This window comes from Dolosicoccus paucivorans (genome assembly GCF_900100125.1).
GTDB classification, from domain to species: Bacteria; Bacillota; Bacilli; order Lactobacillales; family Aerococcaceae; genus Dolosicoccus; species Dolosicoccus paucivorans.
This window is the reverse complement of sequence record NZ_FNEL01000051.1, coordinates 1-13,109: the sequence shown is the minus strand read 5'-3', so window position 1 is coordinate 13,109 and position 13,109 is coordinate 1. Positions and strand designations below refer to the sequence as shown.

Here is a 13,109-nt window from a genome sequence, read left to right as displayed (position 1 = left end):
TGAAGTCTTCACTTCCCACTTCAATAATTTCATTAACTGGTGCTTTTGTTTCTTTTGGTTCAGAAGTATTTGTTACTTTTGAATTTTCAATAGTAATTGTGTATTCTTCTTCACCTTCTACACCTTTTTGAACAACCTTGTGTTCGCCTTTCTTAAGTTCTGGATTTACCCTTACTTCAACTTCAAATGGTTTTTTACTTGTATAAGTATGTGTACCATCAGTCTTAGCAGGTCCAACTTTAACAATTCTCTTCACTGGAGCTTTTGTTTGAACTGGTTGTCCTTCTTCTGACTTAGTAACCTCGCCATTTACGATGGTGTGTGTTACTGTAATTTCTTCCTCACCAAGTGAACCATCTTGTTCAACTTCAACTGTACCTGGTGCTAATAAATTATCTACTTTATATTCTGTATCAAATTCTATAGCTTTAGTTTCTTTAGTTTCAAATTTTCCATTAGATCCATAGGCTACAAACTGAACCTCTGCTTCTTTTATAGCAACTTCTTCTTCATCAACAAAATAGTGTGCTGTTACTGGAACATTTAGTAAAGCTCCATTTATAGATTTTCCATCTTCAGCATTTGGAACTGTTGCAGTTACTGTACCTGTGTTTTCATCAATTGATACATTCCAAGTATTACCTTTATCATCGGTGTAAGTATTTGAATCTAAAGTGAACTTAGTTGGTCTTCTATTGAACTTATCCTCTTCGTTAAGGATAACATCTGAAGTCAGAACATCTCCAGCTTTACCTGCTTTAGCATTGTAACGCGGAGTCATGTTAGCTTTTTCTTCGATCACAAAGTAGGCATTAACTTCTTCGGTGATGTCTTCGCCCGGTTTTTGTTCATCTACATAGTGAGCAATTACTGGCACTGTAAGCTTTTCACCACCATTAAAGGCTGTAGGATCTACTGGTTTTGCAGTAACTTGACCAGTTTTTCCATCAACTTTTACAGTCCATTTATTTCCCTTATCATCTGTAGCGAGTTTGTTGCCTGACTCGTCAGTTTCTAGTGTATCTGGAAGAGTATAGTGGTCTGGTGTTATTCTCTTGCCATCTTCTGTGACCGTTGCAGGTGATGTTTGCTCATTAACTGGGAAGTTAACCTGGGTATCATACTCTGGCTTGATGTATTGTGACTCTTGAACAACAAAGTGGAACCAGTGTACGTCCTTTGAACCATTGGTATAGGTATATTCAAGTGGAATTGCTACAAAGTCCCCCGCTTTGGCTGACTTAGGAGGAGTAATCGTGAAGTTTGCAATATCGTTAGGATCAACATCTACCTTCCATTGGTCTTCTGGTGCTTTACCTTTATTTTCACGATTGATAAAGTCCATGATAAGCTTACCAGAAGCTTCTCCCTTGCTTTCTGCTTCGTTCATTTCTTTCGCAGACTTGTCAGTATCACTTGGATTTTCTGGCTTTACGATACCTACCTTAAAAGGCTCGCCCGGTTTAACTGCTGATGATGTCACCTTAGATGTATCATCACCATTGCCATCTTCAAATCTTTGGTCGTAGTATCTTGTATCATCTAGGTTTAGCTTGAAGCCTCCGATTAGGTTGTAGTGGTCGTAGCGGTCGATGCCTTGCTTGTCGATTTTGACATTATTTCCTTTGTGGTTGATGTCGGCAGCACCTGCTTCTGAGCCTGTGTATGTTCCTGTGTAACCTAATTCGTCTGGTGTTTCTGCTATCTTTTTAAATTCTTCTGCTGTTCTTGGACGGGCAAAGAATTTGACATCTAGATTTTGAAGGGCCTTATAGTCGGGAGTATTGAAGATAGAATCGTCATTGATAACAGTCTTGCCAGATTTATCCTTCTTTAGGGCGCCTTCTGGCATCTGGATATGGATAGTTCCGTTTTTAATATAGGCACTTGCTCCCGGAACAACTTTTCCTGTAATAGGGTTATAGACTTGACCGACTAGTCTTTCCTTGGCACTTTCATCTATATTATCTACCTTTATACCTGTGTCGATTTCTTGACCTTGGACAAAGACCTTTTCATTGTACTGGCCATTTAATTTTAATTGCTCAAGCTTATCATTTTCATTTGGCCATGGGTTGACCTTATATCCTAAAGCGAAGCTATCTCCAAAAAACTTCACTCCTGGGTTATCTTGGGTGTAATTATCTTTAAAGCCAAGAGAAGTGGAGTCATTATCCTTGTTATTAATGTGCTTTAAGGTTTCTTCACTGGCCTCATAGTTCAAATTTCTTTGTGACCTGGAAGCCGTAATTCCTGTATTTTCATTTGGCTTATAGGTTACATCAGGAGATCCAGGAGTAAGTTTTTCTCCTTGGCTCATCATAGGTTTTTCACCTGCTGGTACAGGTACCTTTCCACCGTCTGTAACAGTAATACTGGTATAGGTTCTTTGACCAGTCTTCTTGTCTATGGTAATTTGATAACCATATTCAGTCTTACTTGGTGAGTCTTCGGATGGGTTTTTAAATTCGAATTTAAACCCGTCTTTTACTTTCTTCTCATCAGTTTTATATTGAGTCTGATTTGGATTTCCCGGTTGGAGGTCTGTTTGTTTATAACGTTCAGATTCATTATAGTCTTTGATTTTCTTTTCGTCTTCACCATAGTTTGGCTCAGTTGGTTGTTTAGCAGCTTTTGGCTCTGCAGTAGGAGCTTCTGCTCCATAAGCTACAGCTTGGACTTCTTCCCCTACTTGTGGTTTTTCTTCTACTGGCGCTTCAGGCTCTACTGTTTTATCAGTTAGTTGTGTATTATCACTATCAGCGGCAGATGCAGCTGGCGCCTGCCCAGCTAGAAATGCAGCGATGGCCACGCTCGCTAGTCCTAAGGTTGTTTTACGCAATGTATATCTGTATTGTTTGTCCATATATCCTACCTTCTTACTTATATAATTAATTATATTATAAATAAATCATAACAGTTAATATCAGCCAAGTCCATAATCCTTTTGAATTTCTTCTCTTGACAAACTTCCACAGATGATGAGTGAGGGTGATCAAGGACGGAAGCCAGATTTTAAGCCTATAAAAAGAGAGCATCCTATAAAGGTCAACTCTCTCTAAAATAATGTCTAACTTTTTGGGGTCACTATATTACTTATCCCCCTCCTATACTTTTCTTTACGTCGTTTAAAGAGGATTGCATATTCTCTGAGATTCATCACATTACTCCATTTTTAAATCAATCTAAGCATAAAAAAACAGATGAGCTTCGATTGAGGTAAGAAGCCATTAATCCTCAATAGGACGAAAGGTTTTCTACACTATCACATCGATATTCACCTGTTATATTTTATTCATTGTAATCTAAATTCAACTACTTTTTAACGGAACTCCTTTGAAAGTGACTATTCATTCATTGCACTTGTCAGTTATCTTAATAATGGCAAACTACTTTTTTTAATTCCTCATCGCATCATTAACCAGTTTGTTGTTTATTCATTTAATTTGATTTTAAAGGTAAACGTTCGATCAGTATTTTCGACTGCATATTCAATACCATAATTTTTGAGTAAAGTTTTTATAATATATAGTCCTAAACCATGACTACCTTCTTTATTCAAATCAAATTTGATGTCCATTAGCGGTTTTAAATTAACTTCAGAATGAGTCATATTGGTGACACACAACCAGTCGTTTTTAATGTCAATCGTGATAACACTATTAGGTTCTGAATATTTAACCGCATTACTAATTAAGTTCGATAGGACCAAATTGAGTGCTTTCTTGCCAATCAAAAGTTGTTCTGATTGGATCGTGCTGTTAAAAGTTAAATGATTACGCATTGCTAATTCATCATATTTTACTAAGACCGCATCTAGCACTGATTTAATAGTGACCCATTCCTCATCATCCTTTAAATACTCTAAAGATGAAAAAGTTAGAATTTGTGAAATATTATAAGTTAATTCATTGGTAATATCCAAGCATTTATCGATATACAGATCACGATCCTTATATTTGCCAATATTATATTTCATGTTTTCTAAAATAATTTTCATCCGTGATAAAGGTGTCTTCAATTCATGCGACGATCCTCTTAAAAAGTCATACTTCATCTGTTCTAGTTTGATGATTTCTTTATTTTTCACTTCGATGTCGTCAATTGAACTTAACAATGACCGATATAATTCATTAATTTGTAATTTTAATTCTGCTATTTCATCTGCACTATTCACCTTTAAATACGCCTGACGATCAAGTTGCATCATTTGATCGGTGACATCTTTTATTTCGCCTATATTGTGCTTAATCATTTTAGCATAGATAAAGGCAATGATGATTGAGACGGCTATTGAAAATATTACGCTCAGTGGTAAAAATTTAAAACTAATTGATTTGGCTTCCTTTAACATATCGGCGGTTGAAACAAAGTTAATCATTAATTCATCACCGCTACTAGAATGAATGGCACGATCTTCAACAATTAATGAATTGGTATTGCTGTTTAAATTCACATCAATGCCCTCATCAATCGCAAGTTCATTCGCATTCACCCCTTTTTTTATAAAGGCTTTAATATCGTTACTACTTGAGAAAAATTCTAATGATTGGGTAATGTAATTTAAATCTTTGCCATCTAAATATTCTGCTATTTCATTTGCCTTAACTGTTAGCTCATGTTTGCGTGTTTCTAAGTACGATTTGGGAAACATAAAGAATACTAAAAGGTGAATGATCATAATAAAAAGTACGAGCACCGAAAAGATTTGAATAAACATTTTGGGTAATATTTTTAATTTTTTCATTGTCTCTCCAATTTATAGCCGACGTTACGCACCGTCACAATGCAATCTAACTGTAATTTTTTGCGTAACTCTTTAATATAGACATCAATGACGCGATCAAACGGTATCTCATCCGTTTCTTTCCAAACATTATCTAATATTTGATTTCTGGTTACTACACGTCCTTCATTACTGGATAAATATTTTAAGACTTCCAATTCCTTAGCTTTTAAGTCGACTATTTCACCCTTTAACTTGGCGGTATAATTTAAAAAGTTAACTTCTACATCCTTGTAAACAAACTGATCGGTCGTACCATAATATTTTTTCAAAAGTGTTTCAATACGAACTTTTAATACCGGTAATGAAAATGGCTTTTGAATATAGCCATCAGCAAAATGTGTAAAAGCATTGATTTTATAGTCTTCATCGCCAAATGCCGTCAGCATGATTACCGGTAAATCTGATTTTTTGCGAATTTCTTTTAAAACATCAATACCATTAATAATGGGTAACTGAATATCTAAAATAATTAAATCAATTTCAGCATTAAATTTTGACAGTGCTTCTGCACCATCTTTGGCTTCAATGACCGAATAGTTATATTCTTTTAAATATTCACTCACTCCTTCCCGAATCATTTGATCGTCTTCAACTATCAATATTTTCATATAATCCTCCATTCTTTGTAGTGAAATCAATACTAAACATTGGTAACATGCATTGTCTGGTAATCATATCTCACCGAAAATGCGCTATCTTATAAATATTCTAAAGTGTGTAAGCGACAAATCTATTTCCCCACCTAAATACTATTTAAAGTGTATAAACGACATAGTTAAAAAGATTTTTACTGCCTAAACGATTATAAGCGATAAAGTTCCATAAATTTCATTATCAATAAACGATTTAATGTAACTCACACTATGCAACCCCTGAATACTGCAATAAATTCTTTCAAATAGTCGACTACCGCTTACCTTTCTTTTTTTATTCTATCAAAGGTATATCAACATTTGGTAGTCATTTATTTAAATTTTTGAATTGACAATTAAGCTAGAATCTTTTTCCTACATTTACTCAAACTTTTCAACTACTTAAATTTTTGTCATTAGAAAAAAATAACTACGATTAGTCGTTTTCATTACCCAAACAATAACTGATAACATAAAGGTTAACTGAAGGCACCACACATACAGTCAGCCAAATATTGTTTACCTTTCCTATTTTAGGACTATATTGTCACTAAACATAATAAAGTGGATATCGATAAAAACATTGTCCTATCCAATATCCACTTAAAATTTATTTAGTATCGATTAATAATTCACGAGGATTCTTTCTAATGGTTTGATATGAAGAAATAAAGAGTGATATTACTAACACTACCATAATGAAACTACCTACTAATAGTAGTGATTGTAAATCAACATGAATCGAAAGATCAGAAATTGTTTTAGTAAATCCTTCTGTTTCTGCTCCAGCACCTAATTGACTAGAAGCAGCTTTTTCTGCGATTTCATTTAAAATATTATTATTAATTCTTTCTAAGATAAGATTACTAATCTGTGTTCCTATTTTATTAGTCAGTAAGTACGCACCCAACATCGCTGGTACACTAATTAGAATCATCTCCGATAAGTGTTGGCGGAATATTTGACCTTTTGTTCTACCGATTGACAACATGATGGCAATTTCTTTTTTACGTGCATTCATCCAAAGGGTTAATAGTAAGGTGATAATAATACCAGCAAACACTAATGAACCGATTAATAATTGGTTGGTAATTGCAAAGATTTTTGAAATCGATAATTGTAATGCCGGGTAATTAGCGGTACTCTTAACTAAATTATATTGTCTCCAATCAATGTCTAGTTTCGATAATGTTTTGATTACTTGATCCACATTGATGTTACCTTTTACGAAAAAGGTTGCATCTTGATAAACGGCTGTATCTTCAGTATAACCATAAACTTTAGCTGCGGTATCAATATCCGAGATAATATTGTTTTCATATAACTCTTGAGAGGCCACAACACCGCCTTTATTATGGCCATCAAATATCCCTTTGATTTCGACTTCAACCGTTTCGTCGGCTTGCTTGACATTATCGGCATCATAAAGATTAGATTTTAATTTGATTTTATCGCCAAGCTTTAAATTATTTTTTTGCGCTAAATCTTTATGGATTAACACTTTATTTTTATCTTGATCATTTAAATGACTACCTTCGATTAAATTGAAGGCACCTGAGACGAATTTTGTTTCTTTTTCTGAATTGTTGACGCCAGTAATCATCACGGCATTTTTAAAGTTTTCTCGTTGATTTTGTTCTGTTTGAGGCGTTTCGATTAACTCATAATCGACCAAATCTGCGACACTGTTAATTCGCTTCACAAATGAATCAACAACTTCTGTCTCAGAAATTTTCTTAATGTCTTCGCCTTTAACATTACCACCACCACGAGGTGTTCCAAAATTGACTTGGCGGTTAATTTCCATTAAGAAACTACTATTAATATTACCAAAGGTCGAACTTATCATTTCATTAGTTGATTGTTTGATTGAAACACTCATTAAACCGATTGAAGCCATTACTAAAATGACTAAAAAGATAATGAAAGATTTTAAGCTTTTTCTTGTTACATAAGCAATCGCATTTTTAAACATTATTGATCCCCCTTATTCTTGACTGGAACCAATTGTTTGTTTTTCAATTCTAAAACAATATCGGCGGCTTCCGCTACTTCACTACTGTGTGTAACGACAATCACACATTTACCTTTTTGTTTCGCAATATCCTTTAAGATGTCAATAATCTCAGTCGCAGTGTCCTTGTCTAAATTACCTGTTGGTTCGTCCGCTAAAATAATAGGAGCTTTCGATACCAATGCTCGTGCTACCGCCACTCTTTGTTGTTGACCACCTGACAGTTTTAAAACATTACGATTAATTTGGGTTTCATCTAAGCCTAATTCCAATAAACTCTCTTTGGTCGCTTCCGGATTAACCAATTTTAAATTCTCCATCGGACTTAAATAATCGATTAAGTTATAATTTTGGAAGACTAGTGAAATATTATGTTTGCGATGATAGCTATAACCATTTTTAGCGATATCTTGATCTTTAAATAATATTTGACCACTTCTTGGTGTATCTAGTCCTGCTAATAGAGACAGGAGGGTTGATTTACCAGCACCTGATTTACCGATGATGGCATAGAACTTGCCGGACTCAAATGATTGGTTCACTAGCGATAAGACTTGTTCATTGCTCTTTTTATATTGATACGTAACGTTTTTTAATTCAAGTATTTTCATTGTTAACTCCTAACTAATTTCTGATAAGATGGTCTTCGGTTTTTTTAATAAAATGATCGAACAGGATAACATAACGGCTAAGAAAATTATGACCAGTAATAAGCCATAAGCCATTCCAAAGTGGTTTAAATTATCACCGATATTCTCAATCGGTAACATTTGGCTACCGATACTTTCGTTGGTAATCGAATTGAAAAAATCGGTTAAGAAAAATTGATTCAGCTGCCAGCCAAGGATAAAGGAAAGTACCGCCGCTGGTAAGGAAACGAGCAGTAGTTCCAAGATAAACTGTGAAACAATGACTTTTTTACTCATGCCGATAGCTAAGAAGATGCCTATTTCATAGATTCTTTCTCTTAGCCATAAGATTAAGATTAAGGAAAGAACAGTTAATCCACCTAAAATCATAGCATTAGTCACAATTTCAATAATCTGTTGCATACTTTTCAAGGCAGTGAGTGTCTTTTGGAATGCTTTATCATTTTTTTCGACTTCATATTTAGACCAATCAATTGGTAAATTTTTGATTTTTTCATGAGCTGATTCTAAATTTTCAACTGAATCGGTATGGAGGGTTAGTTTATTCATGATCGTTTGATCTTTATTGAGTCCCAATTGTTCCTGACTGGTTTGATAATCGACAAAAAACGTGTTCTCACTAAAATCTGAACTTAATCCCGTATAACTCTCTTGCTTTTTACCTGTGAAAATGCCGCTAATAGTATATTCCATCGTTTCATGTACGTTTAAGGTTTCGATATCGACTAACTGCAAACGAATGGTATCATTCAATTTTAAACCATTTTTATCGGCAAATGCTTGGTGAACGAGTACATGATGTTGACTATCCGATTTAATCGGTTGCCCCTCGACGAGGGTAAAGACGCCACTTGAAAATAACAAGTCTCGTTGGGAATCATTGGTAGCTTGAATATCGACCACATTCGATAATTGTTCTGGCGTATCTTCACGGAAAATTTGTTGTTCCCCTTCAATCACTTGATGATCCACTAATTTAGCCAGACTTTGATATTCAGGATTAATGTCCTCTATTTCCTTAATACTCTTTAACTGTTCGAAATCTTTCATCGCAAATGAAGAACTATCATTTTTAGTTATCGATAAAGAGGAGTTTGAAATTTTAAAAACATTATTTTCAATTTGTTGACTCGCATTTAATATCGTTAAACAAGTAAATAAACTTGTTAAAATAAACATCAATATTAGAAAAATAATCAATGTTCTGTGTTTTTTGCGGGTAATATAAGCCCACGCATTTTTTTGTATATTCAAAATATCCCCTCTTTATCATTTATTAACGTTTTAATCTAAAGTTACTTTATAGATATAAGGATATAATTTCCCGGTAATATAAAATTCATTATCCTTAATATGTGCAATACCGTTTAAGGTATCAATACTTGCGATTTGCTCTTCATCCATTGTTTCATCGATTATTGAGCGGACATCATATTGATCGACCACTTCTCCTTTATTCGTATCAATCTTAACAATTTCATCACGATAAAGTCGATTCGCATAAATATATCCATTATAATATTCTAATTCATTTAATTTTGTAGCTGCTAATTTACCATTCATAATTTTGACTTTGTCTAATACTTCAAACGTCTCTGGATCATGTTTATATAAAGTGCTTGATCCATCCGAACGCCAAAGTACTTTGTTTTCTGAATCATAACAAAGCCCCCATCCTTCTGTTTCCATTGGGATTTCTTCTAATATTTCAAATGTTTTAGGATCACGTTTTAGAACTAATTTTTCCTTCCAAGTTAATTGCCATAAATAATTTTCAGTATGGGTAAGACCTTCACCAAAATATTTATGTGGTAAGAGTTGAGCGTCTTCTAATTGACCGGTTTCTAAGTTAAACTTTCCTATTTTGGATTGTCCTTGTAAACCTGTTCCTAAAATTAATTCATTGTCTTGATTGAGTTCTAATCCTTGAGTAAACAGTGGTGTGTTAACGGGATACTTTTCAAGTAAATTGACTTCACCAGCTAAAGCCTCAGTTGTGTAGACTATATTTGCCATTAACAAGCAAATCAGTACGATAAAACTCTTTTTCATCGATTATCTCCTAGTTATGATTATTGATAAATTCGTCAATTAATCGTGCCATTTCTTCATATTGTGTCATATAAATTAAGTGATCCCCTTCTAAAATGTGAGTTTCAACTTCGTCTGGATTTTCAGATAATAATTTATGTTGCATTTCCCAATTTTCCGTAATTTTATCCATAAATTCACGACGCATTTCGATGTCTTCATAAGAATCTTGTGCTAATAAGTATAATGCTGGGATGCCTGAAGGAATTTTTTCATCTTTGAAATCATTTAAAACTTGATTTGAACGAGCACTCTCATCCACTACATCGGCATTATTTAAGTTTAATTGTGCAATGTATTGATATTGAAGATTCACTTCATCGTCGACATCTGGAATCTCAGGTAAATCTGTTGCTTGACCGCTGTCATCAATTGGTGCTTCTTCGTGTTGCATTTCCATAAAACCATTCATCATTGGGGTACTAGTGTCCATACCAATCACACCTAGGACTTCATCTTGATACATTTGTGAATATTTTAAAGCATATAAACCAGATAATGAGTGTGCCACTAAATAATATTCTTTAACGTCCATTTGTTCTAATGCACTATGTAACTCTTCGGTAATATTTTCGACTGTACGCTCTTCATTACTTACATCAGATAATCCATAACCAAATGGCTCTACTACTAAAATATGATATTTTTTAGCCAAGGCATCCAATAAGTTTTTATGTGTTAAAGGTTGAGAGGCTTCACCTAAACCTGGCATGAAGACTAATGTTTTAGATTCGCCTTTATGTTCTGCACCTAATTCATAGACGTTCATTTGTAAATCTTTAACCGTAATCTTAGTACCATAATCTTTGATTAATTTTTTTAACTCTTCTTTATCCGTTGGAATTGGATCTTTTTCTTCTACATGTTCTTCTTTCGTCGTCACAGATGGCTCTGTTGTTTCTTCCATACCGCCTTCCATGTTCTCTTCCTTTGTTTCTTCCATGGTAGTATCTGATGAATCTGATTCGTTCATTTCGTCCGTTTCTTCTGTCATTTCAGTATTATCCATTTCTTCTGCATTCACAGGATATAGTGGAAGTGCCACTAAATTACTACTTAATAATGATGCAATTAATAATTTTGTTTTAATGCTTTTTTTCATATAAAAACATCCTTTCATATTTGATAGCTTAACTTTAACACAACTATATAAAATGAATATGAAATGGAATTTGAAAAATAAAAAATTTGTTTTAACTATTAAATGGTGTTAATGCTAAATTAGATTCAGCAATTATTGCTAGATAAGTTTCGGCATTTTATTCCAAAAAAGAACCAATTCAGTTATACTTTTGCAGTATCAATTGAATTGGAGGGTGAAAGGTGAACGAAAAAAAGATGAGTATTTATCATGAAATCCATCGATTACATCGATTGGGATTCAATAAAAGTCAAATTGAATGAAAAGTTGGAGTGAATCGAGACACGGTGAGGAAATATCTGGCAAAGGACTTTAAGGAAATGTCCGAATGGACATATACTTTACAAAATCGAGCCAAGAAAGTAGATCCTTATGCAGACATAATTCTGGAGTGGCTGAAGGAGCACAACGATTTATCGGCTGCGCAAATTGAGGACTGGCTATTGGAAGAATATCCGGATCTTCAGGTCGGCTCAAGCACGGTACGATCGTATATCAAATATCTGAGAGATCAGTATGCGATCCCTAAACGTAAAAAAAATCCGGCAATATGAAGCCATTCCCGAAGTAGAGATGGATGCGCAAATCCAAGTGGATTGGGGTTAAACGAAGCAAAAGACAAGAAGCAAAGAAAAAATCAAGCTGTATTTTATCTCTTTTGTTTTATCGCATAGCCGCTACAAATATCTTGAATGGTTGGACCGGGCCTTTACGACACAAGATACCATTCGTTCGCATGAAAATGCCTTTCATCACTTTGGTGGAATGCCTGAAGAAATGGTTATGACCAAGACAATTTAATCGCGGTCAGTGAGAACGCCGGAGACCTTTTACTCACCCAAGACTTTCAAGCATATCAACAAGCCTTAGGTTTTGATGTTTACTTGTGCCGCGGGTCAGATCCCGAAACAAAAGGAAAAATTGAACGTGTCGTCGGTTATATAAAGGCTAACTTCGCAAAGAATCGGGTCTATGATGGACTTGATGACTGGAATGAGAAATCTCGCTCCTGGCTGGAACGCACAGGGAATCATAAAGTACACGGCACAACAAAAAAGAGACCAGATTCAGTGTTCCTTCTGGAAAAAGCACACTTGAAACCAGTCTCTTCAATCAAACACAAAGATATATCTTTCAGAAATAGTATAACAACTACCGTAAATAAAGACAATACGATTCGCTTTAGAGGGAACCGCTATTCGGTACCGCTTGGTACCTATAAAACCGACGGTTCAAATCAAGTCTATCTTCATGAAAAAGGCCAAGAATTGGTTATTCTACATAAGATTACAGGTGATGAAATTGCGCGGCATACCCTTTCTTTAGAAAAAGGTAAATTGATAAAAAAGCGCAACCACGGTCGTGATCGGGAAAAAACACTGCAAAAATACCGCACAGCTATGATTGACCTATTCAAACAAGAAGAGGCAGCCATTCTCTTTATTGATAAAATAACGGAAAAGTATAAACGGTATGTACGCGATCAGTTTATGGTCTTGGAAAAGAGCATTCAAACATACCCCCAAGAACGGGATGCGGCACTCGCACATTGTATTGAAAACGAACTATGGTCACTTCAAATATTACACTGTCCCGCTGGGGTGAGCTTTTCCAGAACACTGAAATAGCCGCCGCCATCTTAGACCGACTGGTCCATCATGCGAAGATTTTTAAAATAACTGGAAAGTCCTACCGTCTAAAAGGAAAGTTAAAAAGTGACTAACTAATTAAATTGCCCAAAACCCACATTTTTAGATTGCCGAAAACCTACAATTTTAAATTGCCCTTGACA

Annotated in this window: 9 protein-coding genes and 1 pseudogene; 2 read left to right on the top strand and 8 right to left on the bottom strand. The window is 34.7% G+C overall.

The annotated features are described in order from the left end of the window. From BLR79_RS07220 to BLR79_RS07185, 8 genes are all read right to left on the bottom strand, one after another. Positions 1-2,866 (bottom strand): adhesin domain containing protein (locus tag BLR79_RS07220; RefSeq protein ID WP_143338808.1); only part of this gene is annotated, 2,866 nt, incomplete at its 3' end. Between the two features lie 567 nt (positions 2,867-3,433). Beyond that, positions 3,434-4,747, bottom strand: a complete 1,314-nt coding sequence (locus tag BLR79_RS07215) for a HAMP domain-containing sensor histidine kinase (protein WP_092086401.1) — start codon at positions 4,745-4,747, stop codon at positions 3,434-3,436. Then, positions 4,744-5,397: a response regulator transcription factor gene (locus tag BLR79_RS07210; protein ID WP_092086398.1), complete on the bottom strand. Its 654-nt coding sequence runs from the start codon at positions 5,395-5,397 to the stop codon at positions 4,744-4,746. Before BLR79_RS07210 ends, BLR79_RS07215 begins: the two co-directional genes overlap by 4 nt. Before the next feature lie 634 nt (positions 5,398-6,031). Beyond that, on the bottom strand, positions 6,032-7,396 hold the full coding sequence (locus BLR79_RS07205) for an ABC transporter permease (RefSeq protein WP_092086396.1): 1,365 nt from the start codon (positions 7,394-7,396) through the stop codon (positions 6,032-6,034). Continuing rightward, positions 7,396-8,046 carry an ABC transporter ATP-binding protein gene (locus tag BLR79_RS07200; RefSeq protein WP_092086393.1) on the bottom strand — a complete coding sequence of 217 codons (651 nt, stop codon included), beginning with the start codon at positions 8,044-8,046 and terminating at the stop codon, positions 7,396-7,398. Before BLR79_RS07200 ends, BLR79_RS07205 begins: the two co-directional genes overlap by 1 nt. Positions 8,047-8,055: 9 nt before the next feature. After that, positions 8,056-9,264 carry an ABC transporter permease gene (locus BLR79_RS07195; RefSeq protein ID WP_234970857.1) on the bottom strand — a complete coding sequence of 403 codons (1,209 nt, stop codon included), beginning with the start codon at positions 9,262-9,264 and terminating at the stop codon, positions 8,056-8,058. A gap of 105 nt (positions 9,265-9,369) precedes the next feature. Next, entirely contained in the window at positions 9,370-10,137 is a 768-nt protein-coding gene (locus BLR79_RS07190) for a glutaminyl-peptide cyclotransferase (protein ID WP_092086387.1), read from the bottom strand. A 10-nt stretch (positions 10,138-10,147) separates the two neighbouring features. Further along, positions 10,148-11,278, bottom strand: a complete 1,131-nt coding sequence (locus BLR79_RS07185; protein ID WP_092086384.1) for an alpha/beta fold hydrolase — start codon at positions 11,276-11,278, stop codon at positions 10,148-10,150. Positions 11,279-12,387: 1,109 nt separating this feature from the next. Here BLR79_RS07185 and BLR79_RS09130 point away from each other — a divergent pair. Together BLR79_RS09130 and BLR79_RS07175 are read left to right on the top strand one after the other, a co-directional pair. Next, positions 12,388-12,945: a Mu transposase domain-containing protein gene (locus BLR79_RS09130; RefSeq protein WP_407643819.1), complete on the top strand. Its 558-nt coding sequence runs from the start codon at positions 12,388-12,390 to the stop codon at positions 12,943-12,945. Next, a pseudogene (locus BLR79_RS07175) lies at positions 12,876-13,040 on the top strand (ATP-binding protein); the annotation flags it as partial. The gene BLR79_RS09130 and the pseudogene BLR79_RS07175, both read left to right, overlap by 70 nt. Between the last annotated feature and the right edge of the window lie 69 nt (positions 13,041-13,109).

Excerpts from the sequence above, each read along its gene's own strand:
- BLR79_RS07215 (WP_092086401.1), bottom strand. The coding sequence starts at position 4,747 with ATGAAAAAATTAAAAATATTACCCAAAATGTTTATTCAAATCTTTTCG.
- BLR79_RS07185 (WP_092086384.1), bottom strand. The coding sequence starts at position 11,278 with ATGAAAAAAAGCATTAAAACAAAATTATTAATTGCATCATTATTAAGT.
- BLR79_RS07210 (WP_092086398.1), bottom strand. The coding sequence starts at position 5,397 with ATGAAAATATTGATAGTTGAAGACGATCAAATGATTCGGGAAGGAGTG.
- BLR79_RS07190 (WP_092086387.1), bottom strand. The coding sequence starts at position 10,137 with ATGAAAAAGAGTTTTATCGTACTGATTTGCTTGTTAATGGCAAATATA.
- BLR79_RS07205 (WP_092086396.1), bottom strand. The coding sequence starts at position 7,396 with ATGTTTAAAAATGCGATTGCTTATGTAACAAGAAAAAGCTTAAAATCT.
- BLR79_RS07200 (WP_092086393.1), bottom strand. The coding sequence starts at position 8,046 with ATGAAAATACTTGAATTAAAAAACGTTACGTATCAATATAAAAAGAGC.
- BLR79_RS07195 (WP_234970857.1), bottom strand. The coding sequence starts at position 9,264 with ATGTTTATTTTAACAAGTTTATTTACTTGTTTAACGATATTAAATGCG.